Source organism: Streptosporangium sp. NPDC006013 (genome assembly GCF_040614275.1).
GTDB lineage: Bacteria > Actinomycetota > Actinomycetes > Streptosporangiales > Streptosporangiaceae > Streptosporangium.
Map to the genome: position 1 here is coordinate 23,797 of NZ_JBEXUE010000014.1, position 21,554 is coordinate 45,350.

At 68.1% G+C, this 21,554-nt stretch carries 20 protein-coding genes; 7 read left to right on the forward strand and 13 right to left on the reverse strand.

Features of this window, described 5'->3' with window-relative positions; all coding sequences use genetic code 11:
- Positions 1 to 3 precede the first annotated feature (3 nt).
- The 3 genes from ABZ260_RS04175 (at position 4) to ABZ260_RS04185 (ending at position 3,096) form a co-directional block, all read left to right on the forward strand.
- A complete protein-coding gene (locus tag ABZ260_RS04175; RefSeq protein WP_355612762.1) occupies positions 4 to 1,005 on the forward strand; it encodes an ABC transporter permease in 1,002 nt (333 codons plus the stop codon).
- Positions 1,002 to 1,892, forward strand: a complete 891-nt coding sequence (locus ABZ260_RS04180; RefSeq protein ID WP_355612765.1) for an ATP-binding cassette domain-containing protein — start codon at positions 1,002 to 1,004, stop codon at positions 1,890 to 1,892. The genes ABZ260_RS04175 and ABZ260_RS04180 overlap by 4 nt, the downstream gene beginning before the upstream one ends.
- 181 nt (positions 1,893 to 2,073) lie before the next feature.
- Positions 2,074 to 3,096, forward strand: a complete 1,023-nt coding sequence (locus tag ABZ260_RS04185; RefSeq protein WP_355612768.1) for a LacI family DNA-binding transcriptional regulator — start codon at positions 2,074 to 2,076, stop codon at positions 3,094 to 3,096.
- Here the strand turns inward: ABZ260_RS04185 and ABZ260_RS04190 are convergent.
- The 3 genes from ABZ260_RS04190 to ABZ260_RS04200 form a co-directional block, all read right to left on the reverse strand.
- On the reverse strand, positions 3,029 to 3,244 hold the full coding sequence (locus tag ABZ260_RS04190; protein WP_355612771.1) for a winged helix-turn-helix transcriptional regulator: 216 nt from the start codon (positions 3,242 to 3,244) through the stop codon (positions 3,029 to 3,031). The two genes, ABZ260_RS04185 and ABZ260_RS04190, sit on opposite strands and share 68 nt — an antisense overlap.
- A 248-nt stretch (positions 3,245 to 3,492) precedes the next feature.
- Positions 3,493 to 3,867 carry a VOC family protein gene (locus ABZ260_RS04195; RefSeq protein ID WP_355612774.1) on the reverse strand — a complete coding sequence of 125 codons (375 nt, stop codon included), beginning with the start codon at positions 3,865 to 3,867 and terminating at the stop codon, positions 3,493 to 3,495.
- A gap of 24 nt (positions 3,868 to 3,891) precedes the next feature.
- Positions 3,892 to 4,911, reverse strand: coding sequence for a sigma-70 family RNA polymerase sigma factor (locus tag ABZ260_RS04200; protein WP_355612777.1), 1,020 nt, complete (start codon positions 4,909 to 4,911; stop codon positions 3,892 to 3,894).
- A gap of 111 nt (positions 4,912 to 5,022) precedes the next feature.
- On the opposite strand from ABZ260_RS04200, the gene ABZ260_RS04205 reads away from it, so the two are divergent.
- On the forward strand, positions 5,023 to 5,646 hold the full coding sequence (locus ABZ260_RS04205; RefSeq protein ID WP_355612780.1) for a maleylpyruvate isomerase family mycothiol-dependent enzyme: 624 nt from the start codon (positions 5,023 to 5,025) through the stop codon (positions 5,644 to 5,646).
- A gap of 217 nt (positions 5,647 to 5,863) precedes the next feature.
- Entirely contained in the window at positions 5,864 to 6,112 is a 249-nt protein-coding gene (locus ABZ260_RS04210) for a hypothetical protein (protein ID WP_355612782.1), read from the forward strand.
- Here ABZ260_RS04210 and ABZ260_RS04215 read toward each other — a convergent pair.
- Positions 6,055 to 6,489, reverse strand: a complete 435-nt coding sequence (locus ABZ260_RS04215; RefSeq protein ID WP_355612785.1) for a hypothetical protein — start codon at positions 6,487 to 6,489, stop codon at positions 6,055 to 6,057. The genes ABZ260_RS04210 and ABZ260_RS04215 overlap by 58 nt on opposite strands.
- 378 nt (positions 6,490 to 6,867) lie before the next feature.
- Here ABZ260_RS04215 and ABZ260_RS04220 point away from each other — a divergent pair, with 378 nt between their 5' ends.
- A complete protein-coding gene (locus ABZ260_RS04220) occupies positions 6,868 to 9,156 on the forward strand; it encodes a polysaccharide lyase 8 family protein (RefSeq protein ID WP_355612788.1) in 2,289 nt (762 codons plus the stop codon).
- Between the two features lie 479 nt (positions 9,157 to 9,635).
- On the opposite strand, the gene ABZ260_RS04225 is transcribed toward ABZ260_RS04220, so the two are convergent.
- The 8 genes from ABZ260_RS04225 to ABZ260_RS04260 all read right to left on the reverse strand — a co-directional run bounded on the left by ABZ260_RS04225 (position 9,636) and on the right by ABZ260_RS04260 (position 19,238).
- Positions 9,636 to 10,967, reverse strand: a complete 1,332-nt coding sequence (locus ABZ260_RS04225; protein WP_355612791.1) for a DUF4407 domain-containing protein — start codon at positions 10,965 to 10,967, stop codon at positions 9,636 to 9,638.
- Complete coding sequence (locus ABZ260_RS04230) at positions 10,960 to 12,084, reverse strand: hypothetical protein (RefSeq protein WP_355612794.1); 1,125 nt, start codon at positions 12,082 to 12,084, stop codon at positions 10,960 to 10,962. Before ABZ260_RS04230 ends, ABZ260_RS04225 begins: the two co-directional genes overlap by 8 nt.
- The gene (locus tag ABZ260_RS04235; protein ID WP_355612797.1) at positions 12,081 to 14,111 is read right to left on the reverse strand and encodes a hypothetical protein; all 2,031 of its coding nucleotides are present in this window, start codon (positions 14,109 to 14,111) and stop codon (positions 12,081 to 12,083) included. The genes ABZ260_RS04230 and ABZ260_RS04235 overlap by 4 nt, the downstream gene beginning before the upstream one ends.
- On the reverse strand, positions 14,095 to 15,021 hold the full coding sequence (locus ABZ260_RS04240; protein ID WP_355612800.1) for a hypothetical protein: 927 nt from the start codon (positions 15,019 to 15,021) through the stop codon (positions 14,095 to 14,097). Before ABZ260_RS04240 ends, ABZ260_RS04235 begins: the two co-directional genes overlap by 17 nt.
- Positions 15,022 to 15,124: 103 nt before the next feature.
- Complete coding sequence (locus ABZ260_RS04245) at positions 15,125 to 15,793, reverse strand: Crp/Fnr family transcriptional regulator (protein WP_355612803.1); 669 nt, start codon at positions 15,791 to 15,793, stop codon at positions 15,125 to 15,127.
- Positions 15,794 to 16,361: 568 nt separating this feature from the next.
- Positions 16,362 to 17,579 (reverse strand): aminopeptidase, encoded by a 1,218-nt coding sequence (locus ABZ260_RS04250; protein ID WP_355612806.1) that lies wholly within the window; start codon positions 17,577 to 17,579, stop codon positions 16,362 to 16,364.
- Positions 17,560 to 18,717 (reverse strand): MFS transporter, encoded by a 1,158-nt coding sequence (locus tag ABZ260_RS04255; protein ID WP_355612809.1) that lies wholly within the window; start codon positions 18,715 to 18,717, stop codon positions 17,560 to 17,562. Before ABZ260_RS04255 ends, ABZ260_RS04250 begins: the two co-directional genes overlap by 20 nt.
- Complete coding sequence (locus tag ABZ260_RS04260) at positions 18,714 to 19,238, reverse strand: helix-turn-helix domain-containing protein (protein WP_355612811.1); 525 nt, start codon at positions 19,236 to 19,238, stop codon at positions 18,714 to 18,716. Before ABZ260_RS04260 ends, ABZ260_RS04255 begins: the two co-directional genes overlap by 4 nt.
- Positions 19,239 to 20,178: 940 nt before the next feature.
- Between ABZ260_RS04260 and ABZ260_RS04265 the strand changes: the two genes are divergently transcribed.
- Complete coding sequence (locus ABZ260_RS04265; RefSeq protein ID WP_355612814.1) at positions 20,179 to 21,036, forward strand: hypothetical protein; 858 nt, start codon at positions 20,179 to 20,181, stop codon at positions 21,034 to 21,036.
- 202 nt (positions 21,037 to 21,238) lie between these two features.
- On the opposite strand, the gene ABZ260_RS04270 is transcribed toward ABZ260_RS04265, so the two are convergent.
- Positions 21,239 to 21,493: a hypothetical protein gene (locus ABZ260_RS04270; protein WP_355612817.1), complete on the reverse strand. Its 255-nt coding sequence runs from the start codon at positions 21,491 to 21,493 to the stop codon at positions 21,239 to 21,241.
- Between the last annotated feature and the right edge of the window lie 61 nt (positions 21,494 to 21,554).

A 21,554-nucleotide genomic window follows, 5' to 3' on the forward strand; every position in this document is an offset into this window, starting at 1 on the left:
GACATGACCACCACGACGACGGCTTCGAGCACAGGGGCGGCGCCCACCCCGTCGCGGCTGCGCCGGGTACTGACCACCCCCTCGGCCGGCCCCTTGGCGGCGCTGCTGCTCGCCTGCGCCTTCTTCTCCCTCAACACCGAGCAGTTTCTCAGCGGCGGCAACTTCTCGCTGATCATCCAGCAGGTGATGGTCGTCGGCACGCTGGCCATCGGGCAGACGCTGATCATCCTCACCGCCGGCATCGATCTGTCCAACGGCGCGATCATGGCGTTCGGCGGCATCGTCATGGCCAAGCTCGCCGTGGACGGGGCCGTGCCGCCGCTGGTCGCGATCGCGATCGGCCTGCTCGTCTGCGCGGCGTTCGGCGCCGTCAACGGGCTGCTGGTGACCGCGATCCCGCTGCCGCCGTTCATCGTCACGCTGGGCATGCTCAACGTGGTCTTCGCGCTGACCCACATCTACTCGGCCGACCAGACCGTGGTGAACCTGCCCGCGCCGCTCACCGCGCTGGGCGACACCTTCGCGGTCGGCGAGACCAGGGTGACGTACGGATCGCTGCTGACCATCCTGCTGTTCCTGCTCTTCGCGTACCTGCTGAGCCAGACCGCCTGGGGGCGGCACGTCTACGCGCTGGGCAACAGCCCCGAGGTCGCCCGGCTCACCGGGATCCGCACCGGCCGCCTGACCGTCGGCGTCTACACCGTGGCCGGTCTCGTGTACGGCATCGCGGCGCTGCTGCTGGTCTCCCGGACCGGTGTCGGTGACCCGCAGGCCGGGCAGACCGACAACCTGGACAGCATCACCGCCGTGGTGCTCGGCGGCACCAGCCTGTTCGGCGGCCGGGGTCTGGTCATCGGCACCCTGCTCGGTGCACTGATCGTCGGCGTCTTCCGCAACGGCCTGCAGCTGATGGGCGTACCCTCGATCTACCAGACCCTGATCACCGGTGTGCTGGTCATCCTGGCGGTCACCGTGGACCAGATCTCCCGCAGGAGGATCCGATGACCGACGTCCCGGTGCTGCAGGCCCGCGGTCTGATCAAGCGGTACGGCCAGGTGACCGCGCTGGACGGGGCCGACTTCGAGCTGATGCCCGGCGAGGTGCTCGCCGTCATCGGCGACAACGGCGCGGGCAAGACAAGCCTGATCAAGGCGCTCACCGGCGCGATCCAGCCGGACGAGGGCGAGATCCTGCTCGGCGGGAAACCGGTGCGGTTCCGGGATCCACTCGACGCGCGCCGCCACGGCATCGAGACCGTCTACCAGGACCTGGCCGTCGCCGCCTCGCTCGACATCGCCAGCAACATGTTCCTCGGCCGCGAGGTCCGCCGTCCCGGCCTGCTGGGCTCGGTCTTCCGGATGCTCGACCACAGGCGCATGCGGGAGGAGTCGGCCCGGTACATGGCCGACCTCAAGATCGGCCTACGCTCGCTGACCCAGCCGGTGGAGTCGCTGTCCGGCGGGCAGCGCCAGGGCGTGGCCGTGGCCAGGGCGGTCGCCTGGGCCCGGCACGTCGTGGTGATGGACGAACCCACCGCGGCGCTCGGTGTCAAGGAGTCGGGGCAGGTCCTCGACATGATCCGCCGGGTCCGTGACCGGGGCCTTCCGGTGATCCTGATCAGCCACAACATGCCGCACGTCTTCGAGATCGCCGACCGCATCCATGTACAGCGGCTCGGCCGCCGGGTCGCGCAGCTCAGGCCGGGCGACCACGACATGGCCGAGGTCGTCGCCATCATGACGGGCGCCCTGCGGGTGGAGTCCGACGGAGCCCCAGGTGGCGCCTTGGAGGACGCTTTGGGGGACGCCTCGGGGGACGCAGACCTTCCCGGTGACGACGCGCCCGAGCCGGAGCGCCTCCAGGGAGGGCGTACCGCGGGTGGAGCCCGGTGACGCCGCCCCTTCAGAAGATCATGTGTCCGGCTCGGTGCGCCTCCGTGAGGGGCGCGCCGCAGGGTGACGCGGGCTTCTCATGGTGATCATGCACCTGTGTGGGAGTGCTCCTACGCTGTCCTCGACACGACGATTGCTACAAGCAGAGCGGTGACCCATGTCCAGAGCGCGCCGGGCAACCATGAGTGACGTGGCCCGGGAGGTCGGCGTGACCGCCAAGACCGTCTCCCGGGTCGTCAACGGCGAGGGGCCGGTGTCGGAGGAGACCCGCGCACGCGTCCTGGAGGCCATGGCCAGACTCGGCTTCCAGCCCAACCTGATGGCCCGTAACATGCGGGTCGGCGCACGCGACTCCACCGTCGGACTGGTCATCCCCGACATGGGCAACCCCTTCTTCGGCACCGTCGCGGGCGGGGTCGAGAGCGTCGTACGGCCCCGCGGCCTCACCCTGATCGTCGGATCCTCCGAGGAGACCCCCGAGCGGGAACGTTCCCTCATCTCCACCTTCCTGGCCCGGCGGGTGACCGCGCTGCTGATCGTGCCCTCGGCCGGCGGCGACCACCGCTCGATGCGCGCGGAGCGGGCGGCGGGCCTGCCATTGGCCTTTCTGGACCGCCCCGCGAACGGGCTCACCGCCGACTCCGTGGTCAGTTCCAACCGCGAGGGCGCGCGCTCCGGGGTCGCGCACCTGATCGCGCATGGGCATCGCCGGATCGCCTTCATCGGCGACGTGCCCGCCCTCTACACCAGGCGGGAGAGGTTCCAGGGATACCGCGACGCGCTGGCCGAGGCGGCCATTCCGTACGACAGGTCCCTGGTGGAGACCGGACACAGCCACGAGGCCGCCGCGGCGGCCGTGGCCCGCGTGCTCGCGGTCCGGAACCCGGCCACGGCCGTCTTCGCGGCCAACAACTTCGCGGCGACCGGAGTCGTCCTCGGCCTGGCCCGGCTGCGCCGCCGCGACGTGGCCCTGGTCGGTTTCGACGACCTGCCGCTCGCCGAGGTACTGGAACCCGCCCTGACCGTGATCGCGCAGAACCCCGCCGCCATCGGCCGGGCCGCGGGCGAACTGCTGCTGTCCCGGCTGGACGGCGACCGCTCCAAAGCCCAGTCCGTGGTCGTTCCCACCCGGCTGATCATCCGAGGCTCCGGCGAGCTGCCGCCCCGCGCCGCCGTCGCCCAGGAGCGGTCAGCTCATACTTGACCCGGGGTGGGTTCTCGTCGTACGCGGCGCGGATGACCAGGCCGCCGCGTTCCATCGCCCGCAGGGTCTGGGTGAGCACTTTCGGGGTGATGCCGCGCAGCGGTTCCCATACGCGGCCAGATCGGAGTGACATGAGCGGCATCGTCATCTTCGGGGCGCGCACCTGAGTGCGGACGCGCTTCAGTCAGACATGAGACGAATGCCGAAGCCGGCATGCCCAGCGAAATGAGATCGGTCAGACAGACGCCCGGCAATGGCTCCGCACGACCACCCTGACCTGAAAAAGAGAACACCGACTCGGCGGCATCGGCTCCGGGGCCGCCCTCCGCTGCTCCGTTGTTCCGCCCCTGGTCAGAGTGGGGTCGGCTAAGGATCCAGCGCGCGCCCTCGCCTGAGTTATCCGGCGCTTTCTTGGAGGTACTGGGTCAGGTTGACCATGTTTCCGTCCGGGTCGTGGATGTGGGCCACGCGTTCTCCCCAGGGCATGTCGGTCGACGGGCCGAGCGCCCGTCCGCCGGCCGGCGCGACCCGGTCCAGCAGACCGTCGACGTCGTCGACCTGCACGCGCAGCAGGATCCGCTGCGGGGCGGACAGGTCGGTCGCCGCCTCGTTGACCAGTCCGAGTTCCGAGTCGCCCAGCTTCAGGCTCACGAAGAAGGTGGGCCCGTCGTCGGGGAAGCGGCTCACCTCCACCGCGCCGAGCAGGCGCTCGTAGAAGGTTCGCAGTCGATCCAGGTCGGATGTGATGATGATGGGCTGGACAGTCGTCATGTCCGCTTCTCCGGTCTGCTGTGACTAGCCGTCCATGGTGATACGCCGTGGCGTCACGAAACTCATCGGTGTGCGGGAGGACTCGGCCGGAGCGCCGAAAAGCGGGATCAGCCGGTCGGCGTCCAGGTATGTGGTGATGCCGCTGATCAGTCCCTCGGACACGTCCAGGAGGACCAGCCCGAAGGGCACGTGAACGCCGTCGGGGCCGGGTCTGGTCTGCCAGAACGCCGGCGAGCCGTTCGCCGCGGCCGGGACGAGGCGCGCGCCCGCGCAGGACGCGTTCGGGTCCAGCAGCGCCTGCTCGATCCGGTCGCGGCCGCGAAGCCACCAGGTGAAGGGAGGCATCGACATTGTCGCGTCCTCGTGCAGCAGGGCGACGAGCGCGGTGATGTCGTGACGCTCGAACGCGCTGCAATAGCGGGCGAGCAGTTCGCGCTGGCCCGGGTCGGACGGCCGGAACGGCTCACCGGGCATGACGTCGACCGTCTTGAGCGTCGACCTGGCCCGCTGCAACGCGCTGGTCACCGACGCGACGCTGGTCTCCAGGAGGTTCGCGACCTCCCCGGCCTTCCACCGCAACACGTCGCGCAGGATCAGCACCACCCGCTGCCGGGGCGGCAGGTGCTGCAGCGCGGCGACGAACGCCAGCCGGATCGTCTCCCGCCGCACGGCCAGCTCTTCCGGGTCGCCGTCCATCGGCAGTACGAGAGCGTCTGGAACCGGCTGGATCCAGATCCGCTCCGAGACCGGCTCACCGATGCTCGGTCCGCCGTCCGCGGCCCGGCTGAGATCCATGGCCAAGGCCCGGCGTTGCGTGCTGCGCAGCATGTCGAGACAGATGTTGGTGGCGATGCCGTAGAGCCAGGTACGCAGCGACGCCCGTCGCTCGTCGTAGCGGTCGAACGCCCGCCAGGCACGCAGCAGCGTTTCCTGCACCGCGTCCTCGGCCTCGAAACCGGAGCCGAGCAACCGGTAGCAGTAACCGGTCAGTTCGGCCCGGAACGGCTCCAGCCGGGAACCTGCACCGGTCAGTGTCTCCGCCATCCCCTGACCATATGTGCCGTCACCGACACATCACGCTGGGGAGACCGATGACTTTCCGGCTCCGCGCTCGTACTCATACCGGGATCACACCGTGAACGTATGGAGGCTCTGATGACCGAAGATCACCTTCGGGACGCACTGGTGACGGAACGCGGCGAACAGGCGGACCTGCTCGCCGCCCTGCGACCCGAACAGTGGGATGCGCCCACGTTGTGTGACGGCTGGAGGGTCCGCGAGGTCGTCGCCCACACGACGATGCCCTTCCGTACCTCACTCGGAAGGACGCTGCTGGAACTGGTGAAGGCGCGTGGGGACGTCAATCGCATGGCCGACCGGTGCGCGCGCCGCGACGCCGCCGGGTTGCCGCCCGAGAGGCTGCTCGCCTCGCTGCGGGACAACGTCGCACATCCGTGGACACCTCCCGGCGGCGGCGTCCGCGGGGCGCTCGCGCACGACGTCATCCATGGACTCGACATCACGGTGGGTCTGGGACTCGACCGTCAGGTTCCGCCCGAACGGGTGGCCATGGTGCTGGCCGGGATGCGGCCGAAGAACATCGCGTTCTTCGGAACCGACCTCGCGGGGGTCACGCTGCGGGCGACCGACCTCGACTGGAGCCACGGTGAGGGAACACCGCTCCGGGGCCTGGCTCAGGACCTGCTGCTCGTCCTCTGCGGGCGACGCCTGCCGCCGGGCCGGCTCACGGGGGAGACCGCGACGCGGTTCTCCCGATAGTTCCCGAAGCTGGTGACGGCGGCGGAGCAACGCTCGACCGGCGCTTTCGGCGTACCGGAGACAGGTCCGAGTGATCAGCGGGTACGGTGGCCGGCGATCCACTCCGCCAGGGCGAGCAGAGTGGACTCCGCGCTGTCGGCCATGTGGTCGCGCAACCCTGCGCATTCCCATCCGCTCCGGAAACCGTGCGGGAACGCCGCAGGTCAAGGCGTCGGGCATGGTCGGTATCGACGATTTCGTCTTCACCGGCCGCGGCGACGAGATCCTCGCCGCCCTCAACGGCCCCAACACGGTCGCGCGCATCCAGCCCGACGGCACCAGCACCACCGTTCTGGACGCCGGCGACGGACTTCAGAACCCCAGCTCCGTCGCGCTGCGCGGCAATGACGTGTACGTGCTCAGCGTCGCCTACACCACGACCACCGACCCCAACCTGCTGCGCGCACGCCTGCGCGACCACCGGTAAGACCCAGCACCATACGAATACGGGAGCACACCTCGTGACCCGGATCGAGGAGCCGCACGGACCGGCCGTCGGCGGTCGACGGTGGTACGGCGGGCCCGCAGGCGCGGAGATCTCGGGGAGGATCCGGCGCGGCTCGGCCGCCGCTTGGAGCCCGTCGAGCCGCGGCCGGCCGTGCGGCCGTAACCCGCGGCGTACACGACCTGGTCGCCCTTGGTGACCGCGACCAGGGCACCGGGCAGCCGGGTCCGCTCGATATAGTCGCGCATGTGCTGGTCGATCGCGGTCGCGCTCAGCCCACCGGTCTCCGCCGCTTCCGCCGTCGTCACTCCCATAGCGAGCAGCACACCGATGATCGCCGCGACTTTTCGTACCGTCATCGGGGGCACTCCGAGGTCTTCGTTCGCATGGGAGGAACGCTAGGAGTCGGCGGGAGGGCCACACAGCGTACGATCGGCCGGACCTCACCTGACTTTCGTCAGGTCCTCCTGGGTGGCTACGCCAAATGCGTCGACGACTGACTCCCACCCCCTCCCTGAGGCCGTGTTGTCGGCCAGGCAGGCCGGCGGTTTGCGGATACTCCAGCGGGTGAGACGCCGTCGGCTGATCGGTCCGGCCTGTCACCGCCTGAGCCGGGTACCGCGCGTTCCCTGCGACGTTCGTACGCCCACTCACCGTCAGAGGAGTCGGATGATCCATCCACATGCCGACTTATGATCTTTTCATCTGATATTTGCCCTATTGCCGAAAGGGCCTTCATGACCCACCCCCTCAGTCGGCGGTCCGCCCTGCTGAGCGCCGCGACAGTGGCCGGTCTCGCCCTGTGGGACAGACCGGCCGAGGCGGCCGGCACCGCCGCGTTCGACGCCGCGCGTGAGCGGTGGGTGAGTCTGCTGGCCGGCGGGTCGTACAACTCCGCTTATACCGACAGGACGCAGGCGGTCGAGAGCTCGGCCAATGCGGTGCTGCGCAAGCTGAAGCCCGCTCCCGATCGCCCGAGCCTGTGGCCCGACCTGCCGCTGTCGGACCCCAGGACGGGCAACTTCAACCGCGCCTACAACCGCATGCGCACACTGGCGCTGGCCTGGGCCACGCCGGGCACCGCCATGCACCGGGACAGCCAGGTCGCCGAGACCGCTGTCAGGGCGCTGGACTTCCTGTACGAGCACGCGTACCACGAGGGGCTCGACCGGCGGGGCAGCAACTGGTTCTGGTGGGAGATCGGCGTCCCCCGCGCGCTGACCGACACCTGCGCCCTGCTGTACGACGGCCTGCCCGCAGAGCGCCTCGAACGCTGGTTGCGCCCCTTGCGCCGCTGGTGCCCCGACCCGGAGCGCCGCGTCAGCCACCCCGGTGTCGTCGAGACCGGCGCCAACCGCGCGGGCAAGGCCATGGCGGTGGCGATGCGCGGACTGCTCACCCACGACGCACGCCTCGTCAAGCGGGCCAGGGACGCGGTCTCCGACCTGCTGCGGCCGACAAGGGGCCCAGGCGACGGCTTCTACCGTGACGGATCGTTCATCCAGCACGACGTGTACCCCTACACCGGCAGCTACGGCGTGGACTACCTGGAGAGCGTGGCCAAGCTGATCGCCATGCTCTCCAGGTCACCGTGGGAGATCACCGGAATCGGCAACGTCTACGACATCGTGGATCGCTCGTTCGTGCCGTTCGTCTTCGACGGGCTGATGATGGACTGCGTACGCGGTCGGCAGATCTCGGTGCAGGGCCACCGTGACCACCACTCGGGACAGAAGACGGTCGAGGCCATCCTCACCCTGCTGGAGACGGCACCCAAGCGCCATGCCCAGCGTTGGCGACCGCTGGTCAAAGGCTGGCTCACCCGCAACCAGGCCATCCCCTACGGCACGCTCGCACCGCCGGCGAGCATCGCGAGAGCCACGGCCCTGCTGGAGGACCCGTCAGTGCCGGTCGGCCCGCGCACGACGGGCACGTACGTCTTCGCCGACATGGACCGGGTCGTGCACCGCCGTCCCACCTGGGCGTACGCGATCGCGATGAGCTCGGAGCGCATCGGCGCGGCCGAGGCCATGAACCGGGAGAATCTGCACGGCTGGTACACCGGCGACGGCATGACCTACCTCTACACCGGCGACCTCACCCACTGGAACGACGACCTGTGGCCCACGATCAACCCGTACCGGCTGCCGGGCACGACGGTCGACACCCGTAGACGCGCCGATCTCCCGCACGACCACCGTCGCCTGCCACCCACCCCGTGGGCGGGCGGCGTGGCACTCGACGGCGAGTACGGCGTGGCCGCCATGAAGCTGATCGCCGGTGGCTCCTCGCTACGGGCCAAGAAGGCGTGGTTCCTGCTCGATGACGCGGTGATCGCCCTCGGCGCCGGCATCACCGCCTCCGACGGCCGCCGTATCGAGACCATCGTGGAGAACCGCAACACCCACGACCGGCATCCAGCGCTGACCCGGGGCGACGGCTGGATCCACCTGCCCGGTGTGGCCGGCTACGCGCTGCTCGACGGCGCCGACGCGAAGGTGATCCGCAAGAAGCGCACCGGCCGCTGGCGGGACATCGACAGGGGCGCCACCACCGGAGGCGACACATCCCCTGTCACCAGGCACTACACGACGATCCTCATCGACCACGGCATCGATCCCCGCAAGGCGCGCTACGCCTACGCCGTACTGCCCGACGCCTCCATCGCGCAGACGGCGGCTTACGACGGGCGGATCGAGATCATCGCAAACTCCGGAGCGGTGCAGGCCATCGCGCGCGACGGCGTGCTCGCCGCCGTCTTCTGGCGCGCGGGGACCGTCGAGACCGCGGATGGACCGCTCGCCGCCGACAGCCCCTGCACGCTGCTGTTCCGCCGCGACGGCAAGCGGGTACGGCTCGCGGTCTCCGACCCGTCCAGGACCACCGACGAGGTGAAGATCACGCTGCCCTGGCCGGTGAGATCGATCAAGAAAAGCGACCGCAGCGTGCGCAAGGCCAGGACCGCGCTCAAGGTGGAAGTGGGCGGCAGCCGCGGGCACGCCCACACCGCGGAGGTGTGCGTCTGACTCCGAGGCGCTGGAAGCCGATGGGGTACGAGATCGACGAGCGAGCCACGTACAGGATCACGACAACGAGCACCCCGATGAGCTCGGCGGAGTCCTCACATGCCGTTTGAACTGGCGTGGCCTCCTTGCTGGTTGTCCGCCGTCCCGTTGGGGACGATCCCCACCCGCCATCCGGACGCGCGTAGCCCTGTCAGCGCGGCTATGACTTCGGGGTGGCACTCGACAAGGCGGGGCATCCGGCGGCGATACGCGGCCCACAGGTTCGCTGCCGAATCAGAAGTTGGCGCATCGTCGGGGTGGGGCGCCGGGTCGGGTGCAGTGGTTTGTCGTCCGCTGTGCGTGGGAGCAGGCGTACCGTCACGTCCACCGTCCAGACGGCGATCGCCTGGCGTACCCCGGGGTGCCACACGGCGTCCTCCGCCAGTGCCGGGTATGTCGCGGTGACCTCCGCGCGGGCGAGGGGATAGAGTCTCCGGTCCTTATCGGTGCGTAGGCATCGAGCTCATGAAAGTACGGGCGAGGCGATCGATTTCGTCGTCCCTGGAAGCCTCGTCCACGCGCTGATCTCGGTCGATCCGGCCGCGTTCGGCTTTCAGCCGGCGCTCTTCCTCGCGCAGTCTGATCTCGTACTCGCCGGTCCTCTGCCGGGTGGTGAAGTTCAGTTCGGCTTCGTGGCAGGCTGAGCCCGCGCGCAGCTCCTGAGTGAGAAGGCGGTCATACTCGGTCTTGCCGTTCAGCATCTTTGAGATGATCGGCATGCAGTCGAGCAGCACGAAGATGATGCGCAACAACCAGTGAGCGAAGTTGACCATGCCGCTCTGGCCCGCGACCGTGCCCAAGGCCTCCCATCGGTCAAGCAGCCCGATGTCGGTGTAGGCCCGTTTCTTCTCCTCGACGCGCTCGGCGATCTTCTTGCTGAATACCGCCGCGCGTTTCGTTTCCGCACTGGCGCGATCGGCCGCGAGAGAGCCGAGCTCCGCCCTGAGTCTCGCCACCTCCGTCTGCTGCCAGGGGATGTCATGGTTGGCGACGAAGGTGTCGAACTCGTTCTTTCTGACCTTGCACTCGGGTCCGTCGCCGAACACGCCCGTGGTCTGGCCCAGGACCTTGATGCCGTAGCATTCCCGGTCGCTGCGTCCCTTCAGCTTCTCCTTCTCCTTCATGTCCGCTGCCAGCCGATCTTCCGCGGCCTTGAGGACGCTCTGCCTCTCCGTCATGTTGTCTTCGACGGCGGTTGCCTGATCGCCGCCGTCGAGGATGAAATCGGCGCAGTCGACGCCCTCGGGAGCCGGCCCCTTGAGGGGGTTGCACTGCTTGTACCGGCTCTCCGTCAGGCTGATCACCTGGCCGCGTTCTACCATGATCTGCCGGTCGAGCCGCTCCTGAAAGATCTTGAGAGTCAGCGGCTCGGCGATGAAGACGCCGATGACGACGGCGAGGGCGAGCCGGATCAGCAGGTTGCCCCAGCGGGACCAGCCGGCGCTGTCACCGGTAAGGCTGGTGATCAGAAATCGGTCGATGTTGGCGATGATCAGGCCCCACAGCACCGCCACCGGCAACAGATACAGCGGGGACGCCTGCGAGAGCAGTGTCAGCGCGCCCAGCAGGGAGGTGCCCGCTATGAGCGCGGTGCTGACCACGATTCCGCCGAGACTGGTGTAGCGGGAGCGTTCCTGAGGAACACTCGCGAGGATTTTCTCGTCGACTCCGGTGAACCGGCGGAGGAACGTCCCAAGATTGGGCTTCTCCCGACGCCGAGGGTGCCGTCTGTGCTGCTCGGCCGCCTTGGAACCGTGGAGGATGTCAACCACGGACGTCCTCCTCCATGAAGAAGTCGTCGTCGGTGTCGCCTGCCGTCACCTCGGCACGGGCCTCGTAAGTGGGTCCTTCGAGGTGCTTCGCCTCCGCTTCCGGCTCGACTTCGTCGAAGGTGGCGAGCAGTTCCTTGCCGGTCGTTTCGTTGAACAAGCCCTGGGCGATCGCCGCCCGAACGACATCGGCCCGGGCGCGGGCCTGAACGACCTGCAGGTCGTGCTCCATCTGGATTCCGCGCTGGATAGCGCTGTATTCCCGGTCGCCCAGGGCGGCGTAACGTTCGGCGACCTGCTGGTCGCTGAGACCGCGAACGGTGACGTACAGGCCGTCGGCGGCGCCGGGACCGCTGTTGAGGAGGTCCCTGATCTTCGTGGCCTCGGTGATCTGCTGATCCCGGTCGAGGGCCGCCTCCTGCCGGGTGAAGTCGTTCGCACCGTGCCCCTTGGTGTGCAGAAAATCCTGTTCATCGAGTTCGAAGTCACGATCGAGCCTGCGTTTGACGTCGCGGAGGCCATGTTCGCCCTGGATGTTGTGCAGGCTGGTCTCGTAGCGTCGCCGCCCCTGGGCGATCTCGTCGGGGGCGTACACGTTGAGGCCGGAGAACTCGGCCGTCATGCCGGGCAGCACACAGGGCACCACGGTCGTGTACGCCTTCACCTGGGCGTGCACGAGCGTCCACAACTCGTGGACCTCGTGCAGCCCGTAGCCGCGGCCGAGTTCGAAGAGCTTGTGGTAGGCCTGGATGTAGGTGACCAGGTGCTCGGTGACGTCGGTCAGACCGGCGCGCACCACCTCGATCGGTTCGTCGACCGTGCAGCGGAACTGGACCGCGACGGTGAAGTCATGGGCGCCGGAGGAGTTGATCGGCACCTGGATCGTGGTGGGGTGATCCCCGGCCACGTCCACGACGCTGACGCTGGTGGCGTGCAGCACGTGCGGTTCGTCGCCGCGCAGCAGCCGGTCGCCCAGCACGAACGTGCCGTCGTACTCGAAGACGAGCCGCTGGTGCGGAAGCTGTCGGGGGAGGCTGGAGATCGGGCGCCGGGGTTTGCTCAGGAACCCTTGCTTGGCGACAGGATCAAGGGAGATCTGGCTGATCATGGGGTAGCTCATGGACGCTTTCCGATGGTGTCGAGGGACAGAACAGCCGGGCTCAGGAAGACCCGGAGCAGCGACAGGAGAATCTCCAGCCGGTTCTCGTCGGTGTCGCGGGAGATGGCATAACGCCGCAGGTCGTGGGCGAGTAGCGGCCGTTCCTTCGCGGGGAGCGTCTCCACGAGCGCTGCGAACAGGGCATGAACATGGTCGCGGTCATCGCCGTCGCGCTCATCGAAGGCGCAGACGGCGTCGTACAGGGCGGCCAGCGCATCCTTGCGGTGAGGGCGTTTGACGAGAACCGCAGACCAAAGTTCGGCGAGGGGGACAGCGGAACCAGGGCAACTGCGCAAATGAGCGGTGACTGTGGGAGGCCCGACGCCATCTGCGCGAGCCGACAGGACACTCAAGATCGCCCGAATCAGCGGATCGACCGCACGGCCGATCCGCCTGTCGTTGCCGATCTGACGCGCCAGCCAGTCGAGCATCGGCAGGGCGTTACCGGTGGCCTCGGTCAGCGCTGCGAACAGACGGGCGAGCGCGATCTCTGCATGCCGGACAGGCTTCTCACTGCCTCTGATCTGTATCCAAAGCATCCGGACCGCCTCCAGCGGGAACCGGATGCCCAGTTCACCGGACCAGGCGAGGGTGGCGGTGAATTTGGGTCTGGCGGCGGACGCCCTCGTCCACAAGCTGACGGTACGCAGCACCTCCGGACGGGTCGTCTCGTCCAGGCACAACCATGAGATGGCCATCGCAGCGGTGGCCTGGCTGCGCATGACGCCTCTTCCACGGGCCCATGGGGTGAGAAAAGTGCTTTCGACGTACGAGTAGTCCGAGACAGAGGCAAGAACCGCCACGCCCCTGGCGATCTCCGCCTGTGCACTCGGGTCGCGTAGAGCCGCGCACTCATGGAGCCATTCGGTGACCGGCTCCCACAACCGCATGCCGTGTCGCTGGTACAGCTCTCGCATCACATGCGTTCGATGACTCGGGACCTTGAACTCCAGCCTGCGCCCCGGCGACAGGCTGAAAAGCGAGCCTTCTGCCACCCGAAGCAGGCGGCGGCTCGGCATCGGATCATCCGCAGAAACGGCGACCGCACCCTCGGCGCCGATACCGGCGATCGACTCCAGTCGGGCGAGCAGCGACTCGAAGCCGGCTTCTGGAAGGCCGGGGGTGAAGGCCATGGCGGCCATCTCGAAGAGCTCCCCTCGAGTACGCGAGCCATCGAACCAGGTGACCACATCGCGCCGCCCGGCGGACTCCAGCCTGCCGAGTGCATTGTCCAGCGGAATCCCCGAGGCCAGGTCACGCGCCAGTGTCACCACGTCGGCCATGGCATGGTCGGTGGTGATCTGTGCGGCCGCCTTGTCAGCGACCTCGGGCGCCACCTGGTGAGCCAGCAGGACGTCGCGGGCCGGCGGCGGTAGCCAGAGAATCTGGTCTCTTTCGGGCAGCGAGGTTGCCGTCGTCGTGATCACCAGGTAGGCCCCGGCATCGCGCACGCGGCGCCTGATCTCCCGTACGTGAAAGTCAGCGATGCTTCCGTCGATGTCGTCCTTGGGCCAGTCGCACAGCAAGTAGCCGTGAGCCTTCCGGTATTCGCGGGCGGCCAGCTTCTCCAGCGTGTAGGCCGGGCTGAGTTCCACCACCTCGCGCCGTCCCTCGACGAAGTCATGAAGCAGATTGAGCGCCGCCGTCCGGCGGCCGGTGCCGGCATTGCCGATCAAGGCCACCATGTTGCATCTGCCCAGCTGTTCGGCGGCGGCCTCGTAGGTGGCATGGCGCACGTAGCAGGTGCGGGCCTCCGCCATTTCGTCAGCGGATACGGGTCCTGCGGTGCGGCGGGACCTGGGGCGGGAACCCGAGATGCCGAAAGAGGCGTCCCCCACGTTGCCGTGAATGTGGTTGATGACGGTCTGGACCTGGGAGACCTGCGCGAAACTTTCGTCCGTCGCCTCGGCCTGATCAGTCAGATCCACCGGGGTGGCTGCCTCGCCGATCAGGACGCCATCGGGCGGCGAATCAGTTTCGGATGCCAAAGTTGATCTCCTCACCGGAAATGGGAGCGGTGATCAGGTTTATGGTCATCTGCTCGGCATTGAACTGCTGCGCGAACTGCTTCGCAGTGGGGTCGACTCGCACCAGCTTCTCCAGGGACTCCAGCAAGTCGTCGCGCGACTCCGGGGCGGCCGGTTGGCCCTGCTCGGACCGGAATTTCTTGATCTTCGCGAGCAGTCTGCGGGCTCCACCCAGGCCGGTCTCGGTGCCGTAAGCGCCGAGACGTTCGATGGCGCCCCCAGCGATTAGGGCCCACAGGGTGTCTGCGACCTCGGGCAGGTTGTCCATGTCGAGAGTTCCTTTCTGATCCAGGTCTTCGGAAGGAATCCACATCCAGGCGATTTCGGTGCGTTCCTTGGTCGCTACTTCCAACCGAGTGAACGACTCCGGTTGGTAGGAGGTGTGGAGCTGTCGGACGACGTCCTCATAGAGCCGATCGGTGAGGATCAGCACCAGGTCGGCGCGCGGGTTCACCTTCAGGGCGGTACGGGCGGCCTTCGCGTCGAGCAGCCGGCTGGTGGTCACCACGACCTGGCCGACAAAGCCCATCGCGCCGCGTTTCACGACGCCGTGGCCGATTGCGATGCGTATCCGCAGGCGGGCGTCGTCTCGGCGTTCGCGGTTGTGGTCGTGGAGCGCCTTGCGCACGCGGCGAACCAGGTCGTCGATGACCCGAAGCTCGCCCTCCCTTTCGGGAAGGACAATGACCTCACCGTCGCCGGCTTCCTGGCGGGCCCAGGTCTCGCGGCGCAGGCCGGCCTCTCGTGCGCCACGGTCCATGACCTGGGCCAGGCCCGACTGGATCGAGTCGTGCCGTAGGTCATCGCCGCGGCCGTATCCCTCCGCATCGACCGCCATGACCAAGCGGCGGCTGAAATCAGAATCGAGCATCACGTCACCTTGTGGTTGCGAGAAAGGTCCACCAGAGCGGTGGGGAGATCGCCGGGGATGAGTCTGGCGAAGATCGCATCGCCTCAAGACGTACCAGTACGCTTTACCGGTAATTGGCCAGACCGATTGGGTCGATGACGAGCTTCCTGCGATGACCGGGGTCGATCAGTTCAAGCTCCTTGAAACGTCGGATGGCCTTGAAGACGGCGTCTTTTCTGGCCCCGACGAGATTGGCGATCTCCTCATGGGTAAGATCGACTCCCAGGTCCCGTTTTCCGTCTACCCTGTCGACTCCATGCCGGCCAGAAAGTTCCACGAGCACGTTCGCGACCCGTACGGGAACGCTGAACTGGGCGAAGTCGGTTCTTCTGCGGTTGGCCCAGTCGAGCTGGTCGGCGATCATCCTGGCCAGTGCATTCCATGCCGCCGGATGGCGATCGAGGAAGTCGGTGAACGCCTCTGCGCGGATGACGTGCACCAACATCGGACTGCACGCGGTCACCATGGCCGATCTTGGCTCTCTGCGCAGAGCTGCCAGTTCGCCGACCACATCGCCGCTGACGCGGATGCCCAATATGGCCGCTCCGCCCGATTCCAGGTAGGCCGTCACCTTCACGCACGCCGTGAGCCGCTGACCTGGGACGGATCTCAGTAGATAGACCTCGGACCTCTCTCGATCTCCTTGATATATGAGTGGTTCGCCGGCCTGTCGAGGGGACGACGGCACGAGACCCAGAAGTTCCTTCCGCTCCTCTGGGCTGAGTCTGTCCATGAGGGTGCCAATGGGCCACCTGACGGGGATTTGATCATTTATCACGGATTAAGCGCCTTGAGTCATCGATGTGAAGCTGTTAGAAGCTGCACCCTGGAATATGTGGTTGCCAGGTTAGATGGTTATCGGTGTAGATATATGGCGTTTGTCCGGCTTACCTAAAAGGGCGGGGCGAAATTTCCGGGAGAGCGGAACAATATTCCTGTGATTGGCGTGACCTGGCGGAACATCAGGCATCTCCTCTGGGATTGCGCTGTTGTTCGGGACGCTTCGTCTTTGCGTACGGGAAGCTGTCGGCAAGTCGGGGTCCTAATAAAGGCTCGGCTGGTGATCGCGATGGGAGGCCACGCGAGACGCACCCGTAGGGCGAGGCTGTCGCGGGGCTCCCTTTCGAAGGTGGGCGTGCATCACAAGTAAAGCGTATCGTGAACTCAGTGCACAATAGATATTCTTGTGTTGGTTGGTCCATGGCGCGTCCGTTGGATGCGACGCACGATCTTTCGGACGCCGGCAGCACGAGACCGTCTGGACCCGGCTCCGTGACCGGATCCGCGGACTCGTCTTCGACTCAGACCTGCCACTCGTCGTCGCGGAGCAACTCGATCGCGCCGCCGTCGTGCCCGATCCCCGTGACGGTGACGTCGGGACCGCCCACCATGAAGTCGACGTGCACACCGGAGAGGTTGACCCCGGCCGCATCGAGCCCGGCGGCGTCCCGCTCGCGCAGGTGCTCGGGCACGCCCGGAGGCAGGCCGGCACCCCAGGCCAGATGGCAGGTGGCGTTCTCGTCCAGCAGGGTCTCGAGAAAGGTGAGGCCCGATCGCCCGACCGGCGACGAGCCGTCGACCAGGGCCAGCTCGCCCAGGCGGGCCGCGCCCGCGTCGGTCGCCTGGTGGGTGCGGACCACGTCGGCGCCGGCACTCGCCCTCACCTCCGTCACCACCCCACCGGTGAAGGTCAGCTCCAGGTCGCGAATGACGCTCCCGTTGAGCGCGAGTGGCCGCGTCGAACGGACGGTGCCCTCCACCCGGCGGTGGTCAGGCGTGGTGAACACCTCCTCCGTGGGGAGGTTGGCCTGGAAGCGGTGCCCCCGCACGGATTCGAGGCGCGCCGCGGTCCAGTGCGCGTCCGGGAGCAGGCCGATGGTCAGGTCGGTGCCCGGCCCCTCGAACCGGACGGCGTCGAGCCGCATCCCGCTCAGCACCTCCGCGCGGCCCAGCAACTCGGCGATCCGCTGCTCCCAGGCGGCGCGGGGATCGGGCCGGTCCAGCCGCAGTATCGGGCGCAGGTGCTGCCAGAGGCGGGTTCCGTCCGGCTCCCCGAAGACCGCGCGCGCCCATTCCGCGGTCGGGCAGGGGACCATCGCCCAGCGGACGAGGTTGCCGAGCTGCAGCCGCTGCCTCGACGTGAGGTACGGCATGCGGTCCAGGCCCGCCCGTACCGGGTCCTGCCCGGCGAGGAGATCCGGTGCCGCGACGCCGCGGATGTTGAGCAGGACGCCGCAGTGGCGGGCCAGCTCCTCGTTGCGCGCGTCCAGCCAGGCCGGGACCTCGTTCAGGGTGGCCGGGTCCGCGTGCTGGACCCGGGATCGCTTCGCGTAGGGGTCGAAATACCAGATGTCGGCATAGCGGGCACCCCGGGCGTATGCCGCCTCGGCCAGGGCGCGGGCGAGCGGGGCGTGCTCGATCTCGGCGTTGATCAGCACCCGGTCGCCGGCGACGACCGGTACGGCGACGTCGAAGACGACGTCGGCGTAGCCGGCCAGCTCAGTGGTGGGAATGGTCATGGCTGTCTCCTTGGGGGGATGTCCTGCGGGCCTTGCGAGAGCGGGAGAGGAACAGCAGCGGCGCCAGGGCCGGCACACAGCCCGCGACGGCGAAGCCGTAGGCCAGGCCGGACGACTGCACGATGGCGCCCAGCGCGAGCGCGGCCGTCATGAACCCGAGATCGAAGAACGCCGTCGTGGTGGCCACCGCCGAGCCGCGCTGCGCGGCGGGCAGACCGGTCACCGCCATCGTGAGGAACGCGGGAAGCCCCAGCGCCTGCCCGGCGCCGATCACCGCCGCGGCGGCCAGCGCCCCGGTCACGGACGGCCAGGCGACGAGCAGGGCCAGCCCGGCCGCGGTGACCAGCAGGGCCGCGGTCGCCGTCCCCCGCGGGCCGATCCGGTCCGTCCATCGTTGGCCGCCGAGCCGCACGGCGAGCAGCACGCAGCCGTAGACGAGGAAGTGCGGGCCGCTGCCGCTCCCGCCCAGCGCGGCGACGTGCAGCGGGAGGAAGGCGCCGAAGGCGGTGTATCCCCACACCGACGCCCAGTACGCCAGCCCGGGACGCAGTCCCGCGCGATGCACGAGCGGCCCGGCCTTCCTCGTGCCGGCGGGATCGCCGGCGACCGCCGGGCCCGCGGGCAGGAACAGGCAGGCCACGAAGGCCGCGAGGGCGACGGCTCCGGACAGCGCCCATGTGGCCCGCAGGCCGGCGACGGAATGGCCGGCCTCGGCGAGCGCCGGTCCGGCGAGCAGGCCGGCGTTGACCGCGATGGAGAAGCGGTTGATCGCGGCGCCCGGACGGTCGTGATCGCTGGCCGCGGCGGCCAGACCGACATAGGTCAGAGCCTCCCCCGCTCCCGCGACGGCCCGGCACGCCAGGAACAGCGGCAGCGACTCGGCCATGAGCACGGCGAAGGAGGTGATCGCCAGCAGTGCGGCGCCGGTGCAGGCCGCCGCCCTGCGGCCGCGCCGGTCGGCCAGCCGACCGGCCAGCGGGCGGAAGAGCACGGCGCACCCGGCCGTGATCGCCAGGCAACCGCCGACCAGGCCCGGCCCCTGGTCCAGCGGGCCGGTGACGTACTTGGGGATCGTTGGGATGAGCAGCCCGAGCGACAGGAAGCACGCTCCCGCGCACGCCATCAGCAGGCGGGTCATCGCACGTCATCGAGTTCCAGCAGGATCGCGGTCATGCTCACCTTGACCCGGTCGCCGGAGCGGGGCGGCCCGGCCTTGTCGTGGGCCAGCGCGACCGCCTGCTCGATCAACCCGACGATCTCCTCCCACACGGCGCGATCCAGCCATACCTCGGCGTCCATGGACATGCGCTGCAGCCTGGTCTGGGCGAGGCGTCGGGCCAGGTCGGTGGCGAGCGCCTCGTGCAGGAGCTGCCGGCCGTTCGCGCGGTCCAGCCGTATGCCGCTGGAGGGGTCGTAACGGTAGAGCCGGCGGGGTCTGCCCTTGCCGCCCGGTGGCGGTCGCTCGTCCACCTGCTGCAGGAAGCCGGCCTCGGCCAGCTGGCGCAGGTGGTAGCTGGCCGAGGCGTGGGCGATGCCCAGCTCCTCCGCGACCTCGGTGGCCGACATGGACGCGCCGGTGAGCAGCGACACGATGCGGATCCGGAGCGGGTTCGCCAACGCACGCAGCGGCACCAGGCCGTCACCCTTTTCCCAAGACATGTTGGGATTATGACATTTCCAACATATCTTGGGAAAGGGGTGACGGGCACCGCCTTGGCATCCCACCGAGTTCGCGGTGCCGAGTGGTGACGGGGCGGCATGACCGCCGAGCGGATGAGGGCACGGCCGGCGAGCCGCCCGGATCATTTCGGGCGGCGGAAACCGCGGCCGTGAACCGCGTGACCGGCCGAAGCGCTGTGTACTCGTCGAGGACTTCGAACGGCGTCCGGTGACCGACAGGCGAATAAAGTCGGCGCCGATCGTGGTGGCCATCGATATAACGGATCGCGGCCCGGTAGGTCCTTGCCCGGCCGGTGAAAAAGTACCGCCTCGGCCATTCATTCTTCAACGCCGAAAAGAACGATTTGGCCATGGCGTTACCGTGACATGCGCCGGTACGGCCGACGGGCCTCCAGGTGTTCGATCCCTTCGGCGATACCGAATTCACCGGACGTGCAGTTCGAGCCCCTGTCGGAGCGGAAGGTCGCGTCCTTTTCAATGGTGAAGGTCCGTGCCGCGTTCTCGATCGCTTCGGTGCGGTAGTGATCGGCCGTCGCCCACCCCGCCGCGGCTTCTCCCTTGGGCTTTTACAGCCATATCAAGTGATTTGTCCGGAATCTCTGGGGTGTCTCGGCCCTACTGGGAGGCCGTTCTCATGTCAACCCACCCCGGTGCGCTTTTTTGTGGTGGTCTGCGCCATCGGGTCGGTGGAGCCTCGATAAAGCCACCGTGTGCCGATTACCGGCGGACCGGCAACGCTTTTATGTCTGATGATAACTCCCCGGCCCGCCGACCCGAATTTTGAGCATAACAAAAAGTGGTAACAATATTGAAAGTCCGGCCGTGGCGGCACACACTCGGCGTTAAGAAGGCCACCCCCCAGGTTTTTGGAGTCACAATGGACCGAGCCGTAACCGGAATTCACGGGCGTAGAAAACCGATGCTCCGGCGCCTCACATCCGCCGTCGTCGCGGTGCTCGCCGTGGCATTCCTCGGTGTGCCGCCCGCCACCGCCCTCGCGCTGCCGACACCAAAGGATCTGACCGCCTTCCTCGACCTCGAATGCTTCAAGACCAACCCGTACCAGCCGCCCGCCACCACGCTCACGCTGCGGCACATCAATCCCGTGCTCAGTACCCTGCCGGTCGAGACCGTCACCCTCGGCCAGCGCGAGCAGTTGTGCGTCCCGGTCGCCAAGAACACCCAGACGCCGCCGTCGCCCGCGCTCGACTTCATCAAGTACATCGACCTGGCCTGCTACAAGATCTCCGGCACCACGGTGACCACGGGCCTGGTGCTCAGCCACCTCAACCCGCTGTTCCAGAGCCTGCCGCGCACGCAGATCTCCATGAACACCCCGCAGCAGCTGTGCGTGCCGGTCATCAAGAACAACGTGGCCCCACCCGCCGAGGTGCTGTCGCTCGTCCGCCACATCGACCTCAAGTGCTACGGCATCACCCCCAACAACCCGCTGAACCAGCAGGTGTCCCTGCGCCAGCTCAACCCCGTCCTGACCCCGGTGATCCCCACGCACGGCGCGCAGGTCCTCTACGCCCGCCAGCTGTGCGTCCCGGTGCAGAAGGCCGGTGACAACATCCCGGGCGAAGTGTTCAACATCGTCCGGTGGATCGACCTGGAGAAGTTCGACATCGTCACCCCGGCCCTGCCCACGGTCTCGCTGACCCTGCGGCACATCAACCCCGTCCTCGCCGGCCTCCCGGTCGAGCAGGCCACCCTCAGCGGCGCCAGCCAGCTGGCCCTGCCGGTCGCCAAGAACGGCAACCTCCCCCCGGGCTGATCCCCTGACCCGGAGCCCCTCCACCCGTGCCGGTGGAGGGGCACGGCCGTCGGTGGCCCCCATGCCCGGTGAAACGACCGCCACAAGAGAGCTTTCCCCTGCTCTGTCCTAAGGCTTCCCGAACCGGGAGGAAAGAGAAATCATGCGGGGGAGCGTCCCGGCCGCACAGCCCGGCTCCGGTCTCCACCGGAGATGAGGGCGCTCAACCCCGGTCGTTCAGGGCAGCCAGATCCAGGACGTGGTAGCCGTCCGCCGTCTTCCAATGGAGGTACCTGGCATTGGAGATGCTCACCTTGTCCGTCTCCCGGCCTGGCAGGCGCACCGCGGTACGTGTCCGGGCGTCGAGAAGCCATCCGGCCCCGCCCTCGCGCCACGCCGCGAAGCGTCCGTGCCGCGAGACATCGACGTTCTTGGCACGCGGGCTCAGGCCGGCGACGGTGCCGTCGCCGTATTCCAACGGCCGCGCCCGGCTCCGCCTTGAACGTCGCGAGCGTCCGGTAGAGCAGGCGGATGCCGAA

Coding starts and splice junctions, on each gene's coding strand:
- ABZ260_RS04175 (WP_355612762.1), top strand. CDS start 4: ATGACCACCACGACGACGGCTTCGAGCACAGGGGCGGCGCCCACCCCG.
- ABZ260_RS04180 (WP_355612765.1), top strand. CDS start 1,002: ATGACCGACGTCCCGGTGCTGCAGGCCCGCGGTCTGATCAAGCGGTAC.
- ABZ260_RS04185 (WP_355612768.1), top strand. CDS start 2,074: ATGAGTGACGTGGCCCGGGAGGTCGGCGTGACCGCCAAGACCGTCTCC.
- ABZ260_RS04190 (WP_355612771.1), bottom strand. CDS start 3,244: ATGACGATGCCGCTCATGTCACTCCGATCTGGCCGCGTATGGGAACCG.
- ABZ260_RS04195 (WP_355612774.1), bottom strand. CDS start 3,867: ATGACGACTGTCCAGCCCATCATCATCACATCCGACCTGGATCGACTG.
- ABZ260_RS04200 (WP_355612777.1), bottom strand. CDS start 4,911: ATGGCGGAGACACTGACCGGTGCAGGTTCCCGGCTGGAGCCGTTCCGG.
- ABZ260_RS04205 (WP_355612780.1), top strand. CDS start 5,023: ATGACCGAAGATCACCTTCGGGACGCACTGGTGACGGAACGCGGCGAA.
- ABZ260_RS04210 (WP_355612782.1), top strand. CDS start 5,864: ATGGTCGGTATCGACGATTTCGTCTTCACCGGCCGCGGCGACGAGATC.
- ABZ260_RS04215 (WP_355612785.1), bottom strand. CDS start 6,489: ATGACGGTACGAAAAGTCGCGGCGATCATCGGTGTGCTGCTCGCTATG.
- ABZ260_RS04220 (WP_355612788.1), top strand. CDS start 6,868: ATGACCCACCCCCTCAGTCGGCGGTCCGCCCTGCTGAGCGCCGCGACA.
- ABZ260_RS04230 (WP_355612794.1), bottom strand. CDS start 12,084: ATGAGCTACCCCATGATCAGCCAGATCTCCCTTGATCCTGTCGCCAAG.
- ABZ260_RS04240 (WP_355612800.1), bottom strand. CDS start 15,021: ATGCTCGATTCTGATTTCAGCCGCCGCTTGGTCATGGCGGTCGATGCG.
- ABZ260_RS04245 (WP_355612803.1), bottom strand. CDS start 15,793: ATGGACAGACTCAGCCCAGAGGAGCGGAAGGAACTTCTGGGTCTCGTG.
- ABZ260_RS04250 (WP_355612806.1), bottom strand. CDS start 17,579: ATGACCATTCCCACCACTGAGCTGGCCGGCTACGCCGACGTCGTCTTC.
- ABZ260_RS04255 (WP_355612809.1), bottom strand. CDS start 18,717: ATGACCCGCCTGCTGATGGCGTGCGCGGGAGCGTGCTTCCTGTCGCTC.
- ABZ260_RS04260 (WP_355612811.1), bottom strand. CDS start 19,238: ATGTCTTGGGAAAAGGGTGACGGCCTGGTGCCGCTGCGTGCGTTGGCG.
- ABZ260_RS04265 (WP_355612814.1), top strand. CDS start 20,179: ATGCTCCGGCGCCTCACATCCGCCGTCGTCGCGGTGCTCGCCGTGGCA.